This is a genomic window from Mesorhizobium sp. M0909 (assembly GCF_040319515.1).
GTDB lineage: Bacteria > Pseudomonadota > Alphaproteobacteria > Rhizobiales > Rhizobiaceae > Mesorhizobium.
Genome location: NZ_JAMYOA010000016.1, coordinates 42268 through 61065, shown reverse-complemented (window position 1 = coordinate 61065; position 18798 = coordinate 42268). Strand labels below are relative to the sequence as shown.

Annotated in this window: 18 protein-coding genes; 3 read left to right on the top strand and 15 right to left on the bottom strand. The window is 63.2% G+C overall.

Features of this window, described 5'->3' with window-relative positions; all coding sequences use genetic code 11:
• The first annotated feature begins 72 nt into the window (after positions 1-72).
• Positions 73-1140 (top strand): LacI family DNA-binding transcriptional regulator, encoded by a 1068-nt coding sequence (locus NKH83_RS22955; protein ID WP_352807644.1) that lies wholly within the window; start codon positions 73-75, stop codon positions 1138-1140.
• On the opposite strand, the gene NKH83_RS22950 is transcribed toward NKH83_RS22955, so the two are convergent.
• Positions 1125-1607: a flavin reductase family protein gene (locus NKH83_RS22950; protein WP_352645985.1), complete on the bottom strand. Its 483-nt coding sequence runs from the start codon at positions 1605-1607 to the stop codon at positions 1125-1127. The two genes, NKH83_RS22955 and NKH83_RS22950, sit on opposite strands and share 16 nt — an antisense overlap.
• A complete protein-coding gene (locus NKH83_RS22945; protein ID WP_352804427.1) occupies positions 1607-2764 on the bottom strand; it encodes an LLM class flavin-dependent oxidoreductase in 1158 nt (385 codons plus the stop codon). The genes NKH83_RS22950 and NKH83_RS22945 overlap by 1 nt, the downstream gene beginning before the upstream one ends.
• 227 nt (positions 2765-2991) lie before the next feature.
• On the opposite strand from NKH83_RS22945, the gene NKH83_RS22940 reads away from it, so the two are divergent.
• Positions 2992-3648 (top strand): GntR family transcriptional regulator, encoded by a 657-nt coding sequence (locus NKH83_RS22940; protein ID WP_352807642.1) that lies wholly within the window; start codon positions 2992-2994, stop codon positions 3646-3648.
• 60 nt (positions 3649-3708) lie between these two features.
• On the top strand, positions 3709-4782 hold the full coding sequence (locus NKH83_RS22935) for a Gfo/Idh/MocA family protein (RefSeq protein WP_502895608.1): 1074 nt from the start codon (positions 3709-3711) through the stop codon (positions 4780-4782).
• 30 nt (positions 4783-4812) lie between these two features.
• Here the strand turns inward: NKH83_RS22935 and NKH83_RS22930 are convergent, their stop codons facing one another.
• From NKH83_RS22930 to NKH83_RS22870, 13 genes are all read right to left on the bottom strand, one after another.
• On the bottom strand, positions 4813-5871 hold the full coding sequence (locus tag NKH83_RS22930) for an ABC transporter ATP-binding protein (protein WP_352807638.1): 1059 nt from the start codon (positions 5869-5871) through the stop codon (positions 4813-4815).
• 39 nt (positions 5872-5910) lie between these two features.
• Entirely contained in the window at positions 5911-6732 is an 822-nt protein-coding gene (locus NKH83_RS22925) for a carbohydrate ABC transporter permease (RefSeq protein WP_352807636.1), read from the bottom strand.
• Positions 6733-7635, bottom strand: a complete 903-nt coding sequence (locus NKH83_RS22920; RefSeq protein WP_352807766.1) for a carbohydrate ABC transporter permease — start codon at positions 7633-7635, stop codon at positions 6733-6735. It abuts the gene before it with no gap.
• Positions 7636-7670: 35 nt separating this feature from the next.
• A complete protein-coding gene (locus NKH83_RS22915; RefSeq protein ID WP_352807634.1) occupies positions 7671-9008 on the bottom strand; it encodes an extracellular solute-binding protein in 1338 nt (445 codons plus the stop codon).
• A gap of 63 nt (positions 9009-9071) precedes the next feature.
• Positions 9072-9731: a GntR family transcriptional regulator gene (locus tag NKH83_RS22910; RefSeq protein WP_352505190.1), complete on the bottom strand. Its 660-nt coding sequence runs from the start codon at positions 9729-9731 to the stop codon at positions 9072-9074.
• A 39-nt stretch (positions 9732-9770) separates the two neighbouring features.
• On the bottom strand, positions 9771-10655 hold the full coding sequence (locus tag NKH83_RS22905) for a dihydrodipicolinate synthase family protein (protein ID WP_352807632.1): 885 nt from the start codon (positions 10653-10655) through the stop codon (positions 9771-9773).
• Between the two features lie 202 nt (positions 10656-10857).
• A complete protein-coding gene (locus NKH83_RS22900; protein WP_352807630.1) occupies positions 10858-12654 on the bottom strand; it encodes an ABC transporter ATP-binding protein in 1797 nt (598 codons plus the stop codon).
• Positions 12651-13595 carry an acetamidase/formamidase family protein gene (locus NKH83_RS22895; protein WP_352476695.1) on the bottom strand — a complete coding sequence of 315 codons (945 nt, stop codon included), beginning with the start codon at positions 13593-13595 and terminating at the stop codon, positions 12651-12653. Before NKH83_RS22895 ends, NKH83_RS22900 begins: the two co-directional genes overlap by 4 nt.
• Positions 13585-15228 carry an ABC transporter substrate-binding protein gene (locus tag NKH83_RS22890; protein ID WP_352807628.1) on the bottom strand — a complete coding sequence of 548 codons (1644 nt, stop codon included), beginning with the start codon at positions 15226-15228 and terminating at the stop codon, positions 13585-13587. Before NKH83_RS22890 ends, NKH83_RS22895 begins: the two co-directional genes overlap by 11 nt.
• 29 nt (positions 15229-15257) lie before the next feature.
• The gene (locus NKH83_RS22885) at positions 15258-16178 is read right to left on the bottom strand and encodes an ABC transporter permease (RefSeq protein WP_352476693.1); all 921 of its coding nucleotides are present in this window, start codon (positions 16176-16178) and stop codon (positions 15258-15260) included.
• Positions 16175-17041: an ABC transporter permease gene (locus NKH83_RS22880; protein WP_352807764.1), complete on the bottom strand. Its 867-nt coding sequence runs from the start codon at positions 17039-17041 to the stop codon at positions 16175-16177. The genes NKH83_RS22885 and NKH83_RS22880 overlap by 4 nt, the downstream gene beginning before the upstream one ends.
• Before the next feature lie 19 nt (positions 17042-17060).
• Positions 17061-17663, bottom strand: a complete 603-nt coding sequence (locus tag NKH83_RS22875; protein ID WP_352476692.1) for an ANTAR domain-containing response regulator — start codon at positions 17661-17663, stop codon at positions 17061-17063.
• Positions 17660-18787, bottom strand: coding sequence for a transporter substrate-binding protein (locus NKH83_RS22870; RefSeq protein ID WP_352807626.1), 1128 nt, complete (start codon positions 18785-18787; stop codon positions 17660-17662). Before NKH83_RS22870 ends, NKH83_RS22875 begins: the two co-directional genes overlap by 4 nt.
• Between the last annotated feature and the right edge of the window lie 11 nt (positions 18788-18798).

Genomic DNA, 18798 nt, shown 5'->3' with positions numbered 1-18798 from the left:
CAGCTATTTTTCTTGCGCAATCTGAAAATTTTTTGCATTAATCGGATAACTTTGCTGGAGATGACGGAGCGGATGAATATCCAGGGCAAGCGTGGCCGCCCCAGCCGCCGCATTCGACTTGAGGAGATCGCGGCGCGTTGCGGCGTGTCGGTCAGCACCGCCTCCCGTGCGCTGAGCGGTGTCGGCGGCGTGAGGGATGAGCTTCGCACCAGGATCATCGAAATAGCGAAGTCGATGAACTACGCCATTCCCGCCTCGGTTGCCGGGCGCAAGGTCATCCTGGCCGCAAGCAGCGTGGCAATGGTGGACAGTGCCCGCAATCAGTTCACCTACCATGTCCTTGATGGACTGAACGAGCGTGCCCGGTTGCTGGGCGTCGAACTGGTGACCCGGCCGGTTTCGGCGCCCGAGGACGAAATCGCGCTGCTGCGTGAATCCGAGCGCGACGACAGCGTCGCCGGTTGCCTGTTTCTGACGCTGGACGATGACGATGTGCTGACGCTGACAGCCGGCTTCGCTAAGCCGATCGTGCTCGTCAACGGCGACGATCCCTCGATGCGCCATTCGAGCGTGACGCCCTGCAATCGCTCTGGCGCCATGCTTGCCGCGCAGCATCTGATCGGCCTTGGCCACCGCCGCATCCTGTTCCTGATGCGGCGTGGCCGGCGCACAATCGAGCGGCGCTATGAAGGTTGGCGCGACGCGCTGATCACGGCCGGCATTGCCGGCTTCGACGACTTCGTGGTCGAGGTGCAGGACTGGCTGCCGGAACTTGCGAACAGAGCCGTGACCGAGCGCATCGCGGCCCGCGGCCTCGATTTCACCGCCGTGCTGACGGCCGGCGACAGCCTGGCGTTTGGTGCCATCGCCGGCCTCCAGGAGGCCGGATATTCGGTGCCTGGCGATGTATCCGTGGTCGGTATGGACGACTTGCCGCTCGCTGCCTTCTGCAACCCGCCGCTGACGGCGATGCACATTCCCATGCGCGAGATCGGATCGGCAGCACTTAGCCTGCTGCTCGACGACATGGCCCATTCGGGGTCGCCGCCGCGCCGCGTCGAGCTTGCCTGCAATCTCGTGGTGCGCCAGTCGACGGCACCAGCCCGGAGCGGCGCCGGCGGTCATCAACTGGCCTCTTGAGCGCGCGACTTGCCGCCAGCAAAGAGCAGCGGCAAACCCTCTTGCGTCTCCAGTTCAAGGACACGTCCAAGCAGGATCATATGGTCGCCAGCCGGGAAACGGTCGGCGACGCTGCATTCGAACCGCGCCAGCGCGCGCGGCAGCAATGGCACGCCGTGCTCGCTCCACGACAGGTCAAGATCGGCAAAGTCCGTGCCCGACTTCGAAAAACGCCAGCACAGATCGATTTGATCTTCCGCCAGCACGTGAATGGCGTAGTGCGCGGAATTAGCGAACGCTTCGAACCGGCGCGAGTGGCGGCCGATCGACCAGAGCACCAGCGGCGGGTCGAGCGACACGGATGAAAAGCTGTTGGCAGTGATTGCGACCGGACCGTCGGCCGTGCCGGTGGTGACGACCGTGACGCCGGTGGCGAAGCGCCCGAAGGCATTGCGCAAAAGGCGTGGATCGCACACGACATGCTCCATCAGCGGCGCTCCCCCGTTCCCAGTGGTGTCGCCGGGATCCGTTCCGGCACCCGGCCATAGGCGTGCGGGAGCGAGCATGTCTTGAGCTGGGGCAGCACCTTGGTGCCGAAATGGCGCGCCTCGTCGAGATGCGGGTAGCCGGAAAAGATGAAGGCGCGGATCCCCATCTTCATATACGCCTCGATTTCCGACAGAACCTGATCGGTCGAGCCCACCAACGCCGCGCCGCAGCCGGAGCGCGCTCGCCCGACGCCCGTCCACAGATGCGGCTCGACATAGCCTTCGGCATCGGCGATCTGGCGGTTCCTGGCCTGGTGCGATACGCCGAGCGATCGGGCGTCGAGCGCGCGCTCGCGGATCGCCCTGCCCTGCTCGTCGTCCAGCTTCGAAACCAGCTCCCGGGCATATTCCTTTGCCTCGGCCTCGGTGTCGCGCACGATCATGTGGACGCGCAGGCCGTAGTCGAGCGTCCGCCCATGGCGCTCGGCGCGTTCGTGGACGGCTTTCATGCGGCCGGCAAGTTCCACCCTGGTTTCAGGCCACATCAGGTAGACGTCGCACTGTTCGGCGCAAAGCTCGAGTGCGTCGGGCGAATAACCGCCGAAATAGAGCAGCGGACCGCCATTTTGCTGATAGGGCTTCGCCGGTGCCGTCGAGAGCCCCTTGAAACGATAGACCTCGCCCTCGAAATCGATGCTGTCCCTGGTCCAGGCCTGGCGCAGTATCTGCACCACCTCGCGGGAACGCTGATAGCGGTAGGCGCTGTCGGCCGTCTCGCCCGGAAAGTCCGACGAAATGATGTTTACCGTCAGCCGGCCTTCCAGCATGTGATCCAGCGTCGCAATCGTGCGCGCCAGCATGATTGGCTGCATCTCGCCGCAGCGCACAGCGGCGAGCAGATTGATCTTCGAGGTGATCGGCGCGCAACCGGCTACGAAGCTCAGCGTGTCCTGGCCGACCTGATAGGACGACGGACACAAGATGTTGCGGAAACCGAGTTCCTCGGACGTCTTCACGATCTCGGAGCAATGCGCCCAGCTCGAGCGCAGCGCGCCGTCCGACACACCGAGATAGCGATAGTCGTCCGAGCAGAGTGCGGCGAACCACGAGACTTCGGCTGCATCGAGATCCGGCGAGGTGATTGGGACGATGCTCATTGCCACTCTTCAGAATAGACGTCCGGGCCACTCTTCAATGACCTCCGGAGCTGCGAATAGGGCTTGCGTAGCATTCGTTTTGGTGTAGATCAATACTGTATCAATTTGGAGCCAAACCCGAAACCGGGATGCGATTGGAACACCGGATGCATTTGACAAGGGCGGACCCCGGCCACCGATCCAGCCAGATGCGCGGCCCCCTGCCTGTGCACTTGCAGACCAGCGAAATGCTGATCCGCGAAATCGCGGCCGGACGGCTAGCCGACGGGGCGCGGCTGCCGCCCGAGCGCGCGATGGCCGCGAGCCTCGGGATTGCCGTCGGCACGCTCAGGCGGGCGCTGGCAGATTTGACCGAAAAGGGCCTTCTCGACCGCATCCAGGGCTCGGGTAACTATGTGCGGGCGCGCGGCGACTTGCTCGGGATCTATGCTTTCTTTCGCCTGGAGCGTATCGGTGGCGGCGGCTTGCCGAGCGCCGACGTGCTATCCGTCGAGCGACTGCCCAAGCCAGCCGACCTGCCGCAATTCGGCAGCGCCGGCGAAGCCCATCGTATACGCCGGCTGCGGCGGCTCGACGGAGAGCCTGCCGCGGTCGAGGAGATCTGGCTGGACGTCAGCCGTGCCGAGAAGCTCAAGCGCGAGGACCTGTCTGAATCCCTCTATCTCCACTACCGGCTCGCGCTCGGCTTTTCGATCGTTCGCGCCGAAGACCATGTCGCCGTCGCGCCTGTGCCGGACTGGGCCCCGCTCGAGTTCAGGCCACCGCCGGGGACGGTCGTGGGTTTCATAGAACGTATCGCCTGGGCTGGCGACGGCGCCAGCGCGGAATATTCCCGCAGCTGGTTCGATCCGGGCGCGGCGCGGTACGTCACACGTTTCAGATAGGCCGGAGCAAGACGCAGCGTGACCAGATCATCGATCGGCTACGGCATCATCGGCTGCGGCATGATGGGCCGCGAGCATATCCGCAACATCGCTCTGTTGCCCGACGCGCATGTGGCCGCGATCTTCGAGCCGGACCCCGGCATGTTGGCGGCGTCGCTGACGACGGCGTCGGGCGCGCGATCGGCGGCATCGATCGCCGAGCTGCTGGCGATGGACGAGGTAAACTGCATCTTGATTGCCAGCCCCAACCACCATCACCTCAGTCAGATGGAGGAGATCGCCGCACTTCGACCACTGCCGGTGCTGGTGGAAAAGCCGCTCTTCACCGCGGCCGCCGACGAGGGGCGGATCGCGGCGTTGAAAGCTCGGCTTCCGCTCGTCTGGGTGGCCATGGAATACCGCTATATGCCGCCCGTCGCCGCATTCGTCGAGCAGGCGCGCCACGCCACCGGCGGCATCCGCATGCTGACGGTCCGCGAGCACCGCTTCCCGTTTCTGGCCAAAGTCGGCGACTGGAACCGCTTCAACCGCAACACCGGCGGCACGTTCGTCGAGAAATGCTGCCACTTCTTCGACCTGATGCGGCTGATCCTCGAATCCGACCCCGTCCGCGTGATGGCGAGCGCTGGACAGGCCGTAAACCATCTCGACGAACGCTATGGCGGTGAGAGGCCGGATATCCTTGACCATGGCTATGTGCTGGTTGATTTCGCGAGCGGCGCGCGCGCCATGCTGGAACTGTGCATGTTTGCCGAGGGCAGCCGCTACCAGGAGGAACTCTGCGCTGTCGGTGGCGACGGAAAGATCGAATGTCTGGTGCCCGGACCAGGCCGTTTCTGGCCGACCCACCTTGGCCCTGCGCCAGTGCCCCAGTTGATCGTCAGTCCGCGCATTCCGCCTGGACCACGACTGCTGGAGATTCCCGTTGACGCCCGGCTGCTCGAGGCAGGCGACCATAACGGTTCGACCTTTTTCGAGCACGCTCGCTTCACCGCTGCGGTGCGCGGACAAGGCAAAGTGGAAGTGACTTTGCGAGACGGCTGGTGGGCCGTCGTCATGGGCCTCGCCGCCGAGAGATCGGCCCGCGAAGGCCGCGCCATCGAACTCGCCGGTGAATTCGCATTGCCGACCTAAGGCTAACCACGCATTCACCGGACCACCGAGTCAGATGCGCCGACCGGTTGCTGCGTCGAACAGATGCGCACATGCACGGTCGATTTCGATCCGCACCCCTTCGCCTTGCTTGAGCGCAAGCCTTTCTCGGAAGAGGCAGGAGATTTCTTCACCGGAGCAGTCGACCCTGGCGAAGATTTCCGAGCCGGTCGCCTCGAGAAGCGTGATCGTGCCCGGCACGCCCTGCCCGGTCGCCCGGATATGTTCCGGTCGAATGCCGTAGACGAGTTCGCGTCCTGCGGCATCCGCCGGCTGGGCGCCTTCCGGCAACGGCAGGATCAACCCGCCGGCGCTGCGGAACACGCCCTCCTCGATGCGGCCGGCAATGAAGTTCATGGCGGGCGAGCCGATGAAACCGGCAACGAAGAGGTTGGCCGGATGGTCGTAGAGGTCCAGCGGCGCGCCGATCTGCTCGACCAGGCCGTCATGCAGCACGACGATCTTGTCGGCCATGGTCATGGCCTCGATCTGGTCGTGCGTGACATAGATCGTCGTAGTACCCAGCCGCTGGTGCAGGGCCTTGATCTCGCCGCGCATCTGGACGCGCAATTTGGCATCGAGGTTGGAGAGCGGCTCGTCGAACAGGAAGACCTGTGGGTCGCGTACGATCGCGCGGCCCATGGCAACGCGCTGACGCTGGCCGCCAGAAAGCTGGCGCGGATAGCGGTCAAGCAACTTTTCCAGGCCAAGAATGCCGGCTGCTTTCCGGACCCGGCCAGCGGTGTCGGTCGGATCGGCTTTCTTGATCTTGAGGGCAAAGCCCATATTGTCGGCAACAGTCATATGCGGATAGAGCGCATAATTCTGGAACACCATGGCGATGTTCCGGTCCCGCGCGCGCAGATTGTTGACCATACGTTCGCCGATGGCGATCTTTCCGCCGGAGATCGTTTCAAGGCCTGCGATCATGCGCAGCAGCGTCGATTTTCCGCATCCCGACGGACCGACCAGGATGACGAATTCGCCGTCGGCGATGTCGACGCTGACGTCGTGAATGATCTTGGTGGCCCCGAAGGCCTTCTGCACGTTGTTGATTGTTACCGATGCCATTGGATCTTTCCTGGAAAAGAGTGATGTCGGGACGCGCGCTCAGCCGCCCTTGACGGCGCCGGCGGTCAGCCCCGCGACGATCTGCCTTTGCGCGAACATGGTCAGGATCAGCACCGGCAGCGTCACCACCAGCGCCGCCGCGGCGAGCGGCCCCCAGCTGACCTGCTCGTAGGACAGCATGTTGTAGACGGCGACCGGGAGTGTGCGCGTCTCACGGCTGGCGAGCACCACGCCGAAAACGAAATTGTTCCACGAGAAGATAACGGACAGGATGAAGGCGACGACGATGCCCGGCTTGGCGATGGGCAGGGCAACCAGCCGGAAAACCTGCCAGGAGCTGGCGCCGTCCATGTTGGCCGCCTCCTCCAGTTCCATCGGCGTGGTCTCGAAATAGCCGATCATCACCCAGACCACGATCGGCACCGTCACCACCAGATGGATGATGATCTGCGGCCAGAGCGTGCCGAGGATCCCGATCCATTGGAACAGCAGAAACAGCGGGATGAGATAGGATAGTCCGGGCGTCATGCGGGCGATCATGATGACGACCGCCGATCGTTCAGCCTTGAGCCGTGCGATGCCATACCCGGCCGGTACGCCGATCAACAGCGCCAGCAAGGTCGCCGTGCCGGTGACCAGAACCGAATTCCAGAGATACAGCAGGAAATTGTTCTCCTCGAACACTTTCACATAGTTCGACCAGGCGAAACGTTCGGGGATCAGGATCGGCGGATAGGCACCGTTATCGATTTCGAATTTCAGCGACAATGAGATCATCCAGAGGAAGAACAGGATCGCCGGCGAGACGAAAACCAGGGCAGCGAAAAACAGACCGATCTGGTTGAGCAGCCGTGAACTCATCTATTTGCCCTCCGTATCGATCCACTGCGAGCGTTGGCGCAGCATAAGCAGGACGAAGGACAGGGCCACGATGACGACGAAGAACACCACGGCCATGGCCGAACCGTAGCCGATATCGTAGTAGGAGAAGGCGGTGTTGTAGAGATAGATGTTGATGGTTTCCGACGCCGTGCCCGGCCCGCCCTGGGTCATCGCGTAGATAATGTCGAAGCTCTTCAAAGCATCGATGGTGCGGATGATGACGGCAATCATCAGGAACGGCGCGATCATCGGCAGAGTGAGATAGCGGAATTGCTGCCAGGCATTGGCGCCGTCGATCTCGGCGCTTTCGAAGGGCTCGCGCGGCACCGAGGCCAGCCCGCCAAGCACGATCAGCATGACCAGCGGCGTCCACTGCCAGGTCTCGACCGCAACCAGCGACGGGATGACCGTGTTGGCGTTGAATATCCATTCCTGAGCCGGGATGCCGACCAGCGACAGCAGGTAGTTGAGCACGCCAAGCTGAGGATGGAACATCATGGTCCAAACCAGTGCCACGGCAACGGGTGTCGCCATCATCGGCATGACGAAGACGCCGCGCAGCAAGCCGCGCAGCGGAAACCTGGCGTCGAAAATCAGGGCGGCCAGAGTGCCCAGCAGCATCGGCGCTGCAACCGAGAGGAAGGTGTAGGTCAACGTATGAACAAGGGATTCCCAGAAACGTGGGTCGCTGGCCAGGCGGAGATAGTTTTCCATCCCGGCAAAGCTCCGCGACTGGCCGAGCGTCCAGCGGTTGACGCTCATCCACAGGGTGAAAGCCCAGGGGAAGACGATGACGGCGCCGACGACGACGAGTGCGGGGACAACGAAAGGCCAATAGTTGGGAGCCAGCCAGATGGTCTGGCTCCCGTCGATAACCGGCATCGTCACCCCGGTCTGTTCTGGGGTGGTGGCCGACATCAGCCCTGCTCGCTTCTGTCGAGAACCGGCTGGAACTGTTCGGTGGCCTTCTTCAGCTCCGCGGCGGGATCGGCGCCGGCAATCATGTTGGTCAGCGCCACGCCATAGATGTCGCGGAATTCGGTGACGGGGATGATGACCGGCAGCGCCAGCCGGCTGATATTGCCCGAGCCGACCACGGCATCGAGCCAGCTTGCCGGCATGGTGACGCCTTCGCGCACCTTGGGATCCTCCAGCACGGATTTGCGGAACGGAACGCCAGCGCCGGCCTGCAACAGCCGCGCGCCCATGGCTGGCGATACCGCCCACTGGCAGAACAGATAGGCAGCTTCCTTCTTCTCGCTGGCGGCGGTAACGCCAATCCCGTCGCCGAAGGTGCCCGAGGCATGCGCCTTGGGACCCTTGGGCATGACGCCATAACCGACTTTGCCGACCACCCGCGACTTTTCCGGGTTTTCCATCGGCGGGGCAAAACCCACACCGTCGAACCACATGCCGATCTTTCCCTGCAGGAAGGCAGACTGAGCTTCGGCCCAATTAAATCCCGTGACGCCCGGAGGGGCGGACTTGGTCATCAATCTTTGATAGAGCGCGGCAGCCTCGACCGCCTCGGGAGCCTCGGTGCGCAGCTTGCCCTTGTCATCGAGCGGCGTCATGTCGTAGCCGAGCATCAGCGACGTCCACACCGGCGTGTTTGCGTTCTTGAGCCCGCGGGCGACGAAGCCGTATGTATTGGTCGAGGGGTCGGTCAGCGCTTCGGCGGCGGCCACCAGTTGCTCGAAGGTCTCGGGGTATTTGAGGCCCTTGGCCTCGAACAGCTCCTTGTTCCAGTAGAGGATCCAGTAGTCCACCGAGAAGGGTAGCGAGCGCAGCACGCCCTGGCCGTCCTTGGCAAACAGCATGCCGGCTTCGGCGAAGTCGCTTTCGACCAGCGCCGGATCGGTGAGCGACGGGTCGGCGAGGTAGCCGGCGATGTCGGCCAGCCAGCCGCCCTTCTCGAACTGGCGCTTCTGCACGTGGTAGCTCAGATGCACGACGTCGAAGCTCGGCTTGCCTGAGCTCAACTCGATCACCGTCTTCTGGCGCTGCTGCTGCTCGGGCGTTGCCTCGGCATTGACCTTGATGCCGGTCAGTTCCTCGAACTCGGCAAGATATTTCAGGGTGGTGTCGCTGCGCGGGCTTTTCACCAGATTGACGTCAAGCGTCGTCCCGGCAAAGCGTTTCCAGTCGACGCCTGCGGCAAAGCCGGGGCGAAGCCCCACAAGGCCGGCAGCGGTTAGCGCTGCGGTTCCGGCAAGGAGTTGCCTCCTGGTTGGGTTGAACAGATTGGACGACATTTCTTCCTCCCGGTTGCTGTCGTTGTGGATGCGCCGCGAACCCGCGGCGCGGCTAATATTTCCTCAGATCTGGAGCGCCAGCCGGCGCGCATTGTCGATATGCAGACTGATCGCTTCAACCGCCTTTTGCGGATTGCGGCTCTCCATAGCTTCGATGACCGCCAAATGTTCGCGCATCACCGGCACCACACGTCCGTCGATGCGGAAACGCTCCTGGTGGATCAGCCGGATTTTCACCGAGTTGACCAGGTAGGCCTTGGCGATAATCTCGTTGCCGAGCGCATTGATGAAGGTGTCGTGCATGGCCCAGTCGATGTTCTGGGCCTTGGCTTCCATTTCCGGCGTCGGCGCCTGTCCCAGAGCTTGAGCCAGCATCTCCTCATGTTCGCGCCGCATGCGGGCAAGTTCGGCATCAGAAGCGCTGGCCGTGAATAGCGCCACTGCCTCGCGTTCCATGAACAACCGAAACTGAAACGCCTCGCGGATCAGATTGATGTCGATATGCGCGATCTGCATGCCGCGCTGCGGGATGGTGGTCAGCAGTCCCTCAGCCTCGAGACGCGGGACGATCTCGCGAATGGCACCCAGCGGCAGTCCGGTGAAAGCGACCAGTTCGCGCTGTGACACGAACTGCCCCGGCCGCAGATCACGGGCCAGCAAATGCCGCGTGAAGCTGGCATAGGCTTTCTCCCGGAGAGTAATCGGTTCGCTGCCGTCTTCCACTTCAGCTCGCTTCCTTGTCGGTCAGCCCGGCCTTGTCGGTCAGGCCGCCTCTGTCGCAAACAGCCTGTCGTATGCAGCAGCAAGCTGCCGCTGTCCTTGCGGGCCGATCGCCTCCAGGGGCGGGCGAACCGCCAGCCAGCGCTCGTCGCCGATCTTGCGCGCGACCATGACCTTCACCGCCGGCGTGACCGGGTATTTGAGCAATTCGAGCACGAAGTCCTCGACGCGTGAGTCGTCGCGGCCCTCTTCGACCATTGCGCGGATTTCGCCGGTAACAAAATTAGCCATGCCGGAAATCGCACCTTGTCCACCGCGGCGCACGCTTCTTGCCAGATGCCGTTCGTCGCCGATGAGGATCACCAGATTGCCGTGCGCTTCAAGCAGCGCCTCACTGTAGCTCCAGTCCCCGCCGGAATCCTTCACCCCCGCCACCGCGGCGGGAAAAGCGGTGCGCAACCGGCCGATCAGCCCAAGCGGGAGCGGCACCATGGTGACTGAGGGGATGTTATAGAGGAGCACGTCGCGCGCCAGCGGACCGAGTGCGGCGAAGACGGCGGAAAACCATCCGAACAGCCCGTCCTCGCCGACATTCTTGAAGTAGCTCGGCGGAGCCAGCAGAATATTGCGAACGCCGCGCTGCAAAGCGTGCCGGGCCTGATCGGCGGCATCTTCGGCTGCATCGACCAGCACGCCGGCAACGAGCTGATGTGCCGGAATACCGGCCGCCAGCATGGCCTCGATCACGATCCGCCGCTCGTCGGTGCCGACCGAGGCTCCTTCGCCGGTGGTGCCGAACAGCGTCACACTGCTGCAGCCGGCACCAAGGCAGGCTCGGGCATGCGCGATCATCGGCGCGAGCGCTATCTGCCCCGACGGGTCGAAGGGTGTGGTTAGGGCAACCGAAAGACCAAAGCGGGAGGGCAATGCGAACTCCGTTGAATCAATGTGCACCTAGTGTTAGCACACTAACATGTCAGATGTAAACTGGCGATCCTTGCCAACTCGGCGTCGCCGAATGGCGCTGCGGCGGCACCGCCATCGCCGATCATTTCCCGTGCCCGAGCATCACATGGGCTGCTGTCCCCGAGCCTCTGCGGATTGGCTGGACGAGGTAGCCTAAGCTCGCTCAAGTGGCGACGAGGTGGCCGTCGCCAACATCTTCAAGCTTGAGCTTCCGGGGCTCGTCACCGATGCGCCGCACAGCGCTTGGAATTTCGCTGTCCAAGCGGGCGAACCGGGCGCGCCGGCGGCCTGGATCGGGAACCGGAACGGCTTCGATCAGCCGCTTTGTGTAAGGATGGCACGGGTTGGAGAAGATCTGGTCGCGGGTGCCCATCTCGACGATCTGCCCCAGATACATTACCGCCACGCGATCCGAGATGTTTTCTACCACCGCCATGTCGTGCGAGATGAAGAGATATGCGACGCCAAATTCGCGCTGCAGTTCCTTCAGCAATCTTAACACGCGCGCTTGCACCGACACGTCGAGAGCAGAGACGCTCTCGTCGGCAATGATCAGCTTTGGTCGCAGCGCCAGCGCCCTTGCAATACAGATTCGCTGGCGCTGCCCGCCGGAGAATTCGTGGGGATAGCGCTCCATCTGGTCAGCGGAGAGGCCGACGCGTTCGAACAGGGCGGCGATTTGGGCACGCCGTTGCTCTCTGTCGCCAAGGCCGTGGATCAGCAGAGGCTCGGCGACGAGATCGCCTACTCGCATGCGCGGGTCGAGGGACGCGAAGGGATCCTGAAAGATCATCTGCACATTGCGGCGGACAGCCTTGCGCTCCTTTCGGCTGAGTGCCGACAAGTCCTGGCCGCCGACTGAAATGCTGCCGATGTAGGGCACCAGCCCGGCGATCGCCTTGGCCGTCGTCGACTTGCCGCAGCCCGACTCGCCGACCAGCGACAGGGTTTCGTGCGGCGCGATCGAGAAACTGACGCCTTCGACCGCGTGCACCCTGCGGTCGACGCGGCCGAAGAAGCCGCCACGCAGGTCGAAGCGGACGTGAAGATCGCCGACATGTACAAGCTCGGCCGGCATGTTGGCGGCATCTTGTCGGTCTTCGGCCATTCGTCCGCCGCCGATACGCGGCACGGCGGCCAGAAGCTCGCGCGTATAGTCGGCCTGCGGGCGATTGAAGATGTCAGCCGCCCTGCCCTGCTCGACCATCCGGCCGTCGCGCATGATGACGACGCGGTCCGCCATCTCGGCGACGACGCCCATGTCGTGCGTGATCAGGATAACACTGGTGCCGTGCTCGCGCTGCAGGTCGCGCAGCAGCTCCAGCACCTCGCCCTGAACCGTGACGTCGAGGGCGGTCGTCGGCTCATCGGCGATCAGCACATCCGGGTTCAGGGTCAGAGCCATGGCAATCATCACGCGCTGACGCATGCCGCCTGAGAGTTCGTGCGGATAGTGGTCGAGCCGCCGTTCGGCATCCGGAATTCGGACTGCCTTCAGCGCCTCGAGCGCCCTCAGCCGCGAGTCGGAGCGCGGCAGCGAGGTGTGTGCCTCGATCGCCTCCGTGAGCTGACGGCCGATGGACAGAACCGGATTGAGCGATGTCATCGGTTCCTGAAAGATCATTGCAATACGGTTGCCGCGGATGCGGCGCATTTCGCTCTCGCTGAGAGCCGCGAGATCCTGATCGCCGAGCCGGATGGAGCCTGATCTGATGCGTGCCGCCGGCTGCGGCAGCAAGCCCATGATGGCCAGCGCCGTCATCGACTTGCCGGAACCGGACTCGCCGGCAATGCAAAGCGTTTCGCCGCGCATCAGGCCGAATGTCAGGTCGGAAACGACGTCGCGCTCGCCCTCCTCGCCACGCACGGCGACGCTCAGACCTGAGACGCTGAGTACCGGCCTAATGGAGCCACTCTCCGCGGCGGCCTGCCCGGATCGTTTGATGTCCTCCACGTTCATTCAAAGACGCAGCGGGGGAAGTAGAACGAAACCACCCAGTTGGGCATGTCGACGATCTCGCTGATGCGCAGGTCACCGCAAACCGAGACGAGCATATAGGCGTCTACCGGATCCATGCCGTAGCGGCCGGAGAGCAGGTCGATCATCTGGGAGACGGCGCTCCTGGCGCCGTCCATCAGATCCGGCCCGATACCGGTTGTCACCTCATAGCCCTTGGCGTCGAGATGCCGCGACACCGGACCGGGCGTTGTGAAACGCGGCGTCCGCAGCCGGGCATCCTTGACCAGATCGAGCGTCAGCACGGCATTCATGGGGCTCTCGATTGCCGTGCCGCAGACCTCGCCGTCGCCTTGCGCGGCGTGCGTGTCGCCGACCGAGAACAACGCTCCCGCGACCTCTACTGGCAGGTAGAGCACCGTGCCGGCAGCGAGATCGCGTATGTCCAGATTGCCGCCCACGCGCCGCGGCGGGACCACCGAATGCAGACCCGGCTCAGCCGGGGCATTGCCGATGGTGCCGGCGAAGGGCTTGAGCGGCACCCGGCCGCTCCTGCCGAACAGCGCCGGTTCGAGCGAGGCGGCGTCGTACTTCCAGATATTCAGTGCCGGTTGAGTGAAGTCATCCGCCAACAGACCGAATCCCGGGATATTTGCCGTCCACCCGAAGCCGGACGGCTTGAACGCCTCGATAGTGATTTTCAGGGCGTCGCCCGGCTCCGCCCCGTCGACATAGATCGGCCCAGTGACCGGGTTCACCTTGGCAAAATCGAGCACAGCAACGTCGTCGACGGTGCTCTCCATCGTCAGCTGCCCGCCGGACGAGTCCAGGCATTGGAACTCGATCGTCGACCCTGGCGCCACTCGTTCGGCCGGGACAAAGGAATTGTCCCAGCCGAAATGATGGTGGCGCCCGTGGATGGTGTAGTCGCAGTTATTGCACATCGGTCACATACACATTGTCGTAGTTGATCGGGATGTGGACCGGGTCGACATAGAGGTTGTCGGCGCCACCCATGCGGGCTGATTTCATGGTGAAACGCTGCTCGTTGAACACCGGTGCCCAGGGCGCGTCTTCCATAATCTTGCCGTAGATCTCGCTCCACATCTTGGCGCGTTCGCCAGCCTTGGCCGGGTCGACGATGGAGTCGGCTTCGGCTGCCTTGGCGTCAAGCTCCTTGTTGCAATACCACGACCAGTTCCAGCCGCCCGGGACGGCACCAGCGCAGCCGAGGATCGGGCCGTAGAAGTTCGACGGATCGGGGAAGTCGGCGATCCAGGCCATGCCGCCGGACCAGATCATCGGCGCACCGGCCTTGTCGCCGCCGGCGGCGATGACGTTGGCCTGCGCGAGCGACTGGATACTGGCCTTGATGCCGACCGCCGCCAGATCCTGCTGAATGGCCTGCGCGATGCGCGGGTTGGGATCGGTGTTCATGGCAAACAACTGCGTGTCAAATCCGTCGGGATGCCCGGCCTCGGTGAGCAAAGCCTTGGCCTTGCTCACGTCATAGGGATAGCCCTTGAATTCCTTGTCGTAGCCAGGCATCGACGGCGGCAACGGCTGATTGGCCGGCACCGCACGGTTGTTGATCAGCTGGACGATGCGGTCCTTGTTGATCGCCATGTTGACCGCCTGCCGCACCTTCACATTGTCGAAGGGCGCCATGGTGGTATTCATGGTGATATAGCCGGTGTGCAACTGGCCGCCCTCGACGACACGGGCCTTCTGCTCGGGATCGGCCATCACCTCCTGGAATTTCGCCGGGGGAATGCCGTCGCCGGGAACGTCGATCTCGCCTTTCTGCAGCCGCAGCAGCGCCACGATCGGCTCCTGGCCGATCTCAAAGGTGATCGTGTCGAGATGCGGCAGACCTTTGTGCCAGTAATCCGGGTTGCGCTCGAAGACCACGCGCTGGCCGAGCGTCCATTCGGCGAGCCTGAAGGCGCCGGTTCCGACCGGATGCTTGCCGAAGTCCGCGCCGTATTTTTCGACCTCTTCCTTCGGCACGACGTGCGAGAAGTTGATCGCCATGACATGCAGGAAGGTGGCGTCGGGCCGGGTCAGCTCGAACTTGATCGTGTAGGGATCGACGACGGTTATGCCGGCCAGGCTTTCCGCCTTGCCGGCAGCGACATCGTCATAGCCTTTGATCGAGCCGAAGAAGCCGGCACCCGGGCTCTGTGTCTTTGGATTGGTGACCCGGTCGAGCGAATATTTCACGTCGTCGGCGGTCATCTCGCGGCCGTTGTGGAATTTCACTCCATGGCGCAGCTTGAAGGTGAATGTCTTGCCATCAGGCGCAATCTCGTAGCTCTCGGCAAGGTCAGGCCGCAGGTTGGTGGTGCCCGGCTCGTAGTCCATCAGCCCGTCGAACAGGCTCTTGATCATCGACCAATTCTGCCAGTCATAGCCGATGGCCGGATCGAGCGTGGCGACGTCGTCCTTGTAGGTGATGGTGATCGCGCCGCCCTGCTTGGCATTCGGATCGACGACGTCTTCGGCGCTTACGCTCGTCATGCCAAGCACCAGCGCAAGCGCCGATGCTGCCACGGTGGATATCAGATATTTTCTCATGTCATGTTCCCTTCTCTGATTTTTGGTTTTCATCTGAGCTTGATGCGCGGATCGATGAACGGTGCGACAGTGTCGGCCAGGAGATTGCCGAGCACGATGGCAAAGGCCGAAACCAGGGTGACCCCCATGATGATCGGAATGTCGATGCGCTGAATGGCCTGCCAGGCTAGCTGGCCGATGCCTGGCCAGCCGAACACGCTTTCGACAACCACGATGCCGCCCATGAAGATGCCGATATCGATGCCGATCATGGCGATGACCGGCAGGATGGCGTTGGGGAGCGCGTGCCGGAAGATAATGGCGCTGCGTGCAAGACCCTTGGCACGCGCGGTACGCACGTAATCCTGGCGCAGCACGTCGATCATCGACGAGCGCATCATGCGGGCGTACCACCCGGCGCCAAGAATTCCCATGGTCAGCGACGGCAGCACCAGATGACGCCAGGTGCCGTAACCGCCGATCGGGAACCAGCCGAGCCGCACCGCGAATACATAAAGCAGCAGCAGGCCGACGACGAATTGCGGCGCCGAGACGCCGACGAAGGAGGCGACCATCAGCGACTGGTCGGTGGCGGTGCCACGCTTGATGGCGGCGATGAGGCCCATCGTCAGCCCGATCACGACTTCGCAAGCAATGGCACCAACCATCAGCAGCAGGCTTGCCGGCAGCCGCGAGACGATAAGCTCGGTGACCTCCGAACGCTGAATGTAGGAGCGCCCCAGATCACCGCTGAGAAGGCTGGTCAGGTAGTGCCAGTACTGGACGACAAAGGGCTGGTCGAGACCAAGCTGCCGGCGGATGCTCTCAACCGTCTCGGGCGTTGCGCTGCGGCCGGCGATCTGGCGGACGGGATCGGCGGGCAGCAGATAGAGCAGCGCAAAGGTGATCAGGGAGACGCCGAGCAAGATGAGCACCGACTGGACAACGCGGCGGCCGAGATAGGCGATCATGCCCGTCCCCTTTGCGTCGGATCGAGGATGTCGCGCAGCGCATCGCCGACCAGGTTAAAGGCTAGCGCCAGCGCCAGGATCGCCGCACCCGGAAAGAAAACCAGCCAGGGCGCTGCCTGAAAATAGGTTTGATTTTCGAAGATGATGTTGCCCCAGGAAGCAGTCGGCGGTTGCACGCCGATGCCGAGATAGCTGAGCGTCGCTTCCAGAAGCACCGTCGTCGAGATGCCGAGCGTGCCCCAGACGATGATCGTCGGCAAAAGGTGGGGCAGGATATGGCGAAACAGGATACGTGGAGCGCTTGCGCCGATGGTGCGCTCGGCATCGATGAACTCGCGCTCGGAGAGTGAACTTGTCTCGGTGTAGATGACGCGGGCGGTCTGCACCCAGTTCACCAATGCGATCACCATGGCGACGATCCACAGGCTCGGCTGGAGCACCGCCGCCAGGCAGATGGCGAGCAGCAGCGCCGGGAAAGCCATCATCAAATCGGTAAAGCGCATAAGCGCGCTGCCGATCCAGCCGCGGAAATAGCCGGCGGTGATGCCGACCAGCGTTCCGATCAGAAGCGCCACGCCATTGGCGACGATGCCGATGATCAGCGACGTGCGCGCGCCGAATAGGAGACGGGTCAGCAGGTCGCGGCCAAGCAGGTCGGTGCCTAGCCAGAACTGGCCTCCCGGCGGCAATGGCGCGCCTTCAAGCGTGAGCCCGTCGAACATCTGCTCGTTCGGATCGTAGCCTGTCAGCCACGGTGCAAGAATGGCGCCCGCCAAGACAAGGGCAATAATCCCGAGGCCGAGCAAAGCGAGAGGCCGTTTTAGCAGACGTCGCCAGACGCCGGCGCGAGGCTTGGCTGGCATACGCCCGGCGGCTGAAAGCTCAGGCGCGATCGGATTGGTCATCGTCGCCTTCTTCTTGTGTCATCGCCACGATCCTGCGCGCGGCTTCCTCGACGCTGATTTGCCAGCTCATCGCCAGCGAGCGGAGCTGCGCATAGGCACGGCCGTCCTCGGCGCCCTTCGACAAGGCCTCCACCGCGCGTACGATGGTCTGGCGCTCCGCGACCCGCTGACGAAGCGAGGCGATCTCGCCGGCCAGAAGCTTGCGCGCCTCGAAACTCTGCCTTGCGATCAAAAGCGCGCTATAGACGCCGGCATTGCCGACCGGTTTCAGCAATTGGGCATCGGCCTTGTGCGACAGTGCCCATTCGACACGCCCCGGCGCCTCGGAGCCGATCAGCGCTATCAGCGGCATCGGGGCCTCGCCCGGCTTCCACGGAAATTGCTCGTCAAAGCCGAGGTCGACGTCGAAGAAGACGAAGTCCGCCGCCAAGGCTTCGGCCGGCAGTTCCGGCCAGAAGCCAATCGCCTCAAGGCCGATGGCCGACAGTTGTCTTGTGATCGCCTGCACGGTCGGATGTGGACGATGCAGGACAAAAGCCCTGGCGCCTCCAAGGTTCGGGATACGCGCCATCTTGCTCACGACACCACCCGCAGGCGTGGCCGCCCGAACGTCTCCGTCCGGTCATAGCGGGAAAGGTAGGGATCGGGTGCCACGCCCTTCGTCAGCGTGACCGTTTTGAACGATGTTCCATCGATACGTCCGATCTGCACCGGCAACGTAGCATGCTGGGTTTGCGGGTCGATGGCGATGTCGCCCAGCGGTGTTCGAAATGATGTTCCGGCAAAGACCTTGGGAAGGTCCATCCATTGTGCACCGGGGTTGCGGGTGAGTATCTCTGCGAGCGTACGCACCGAGGCATAAGCCGCGGCCTCGAAGGATGAGGCAGGCATAACGGAAGACACTGAAGCCGCTTCGCGATCCGCCCCCGAGATGTCGTGAAAATAGGGCCCAACGGAAAGATGGCCATTGCCTGCCCCGTCGAGCGCCGGCAATTCGCATTCCGTGAGATTGCAGGACAGGATCGGGCAACGCTCCGGCCTGAAATGCGGGTCCCGCCGGCCAAGCTCGGCATAGGCGGCGATAAAGGCATAGGACGAAGGGCCGATGAGATTATTCAGAATGAAATCAGGTCTCGTCGCCTGTACCTCCGCGATCAGCCGCGCAACGTCGACCTCGCCGAGCGGCAGATAGCGTTCGCCCAGCACCTTGCCGCCGGCGTCCGCAATCAGGTCGCGCGCCACACGGTTGGTCTCCCAACCCCAGATGTAGTTGGAACCGACCAGGAAGCCGTCGGCGCCGAAACGAGGCACGACATAGGCAAGCAGCGGTACGAGATGCTGATTGGGGCAGGCGTGCGTATAGACGACGTGCTCGTTGGCTTCGAAGCCTTCGTACGGGCAGGCGTACCACAGCGTGCCGCCTGCCCTTTCCAGGATTGGAATGACCTCCTTGCGGCTCCACGAGGTGACGCAGCCAATGATGTGACGCGCGCCACTGTTGGCGAGAATGTCCGCGCAGCCGCTTGCATACCGATCGATGTTGCCCTGCGGGTCGCGCTCGACCGGGACGAATTCGAAGGGGATAGCGGGATCGGCGTTGACGTCGGCGATGGCGTTCATCGCGCCCGCGCGGCAGGATTCGGACACCAGCCGGTAGTTGCCGGACCGCGAATAGAGAATGCCGATCTCGATATGCCGTTTCAAGCAAAGCCTCA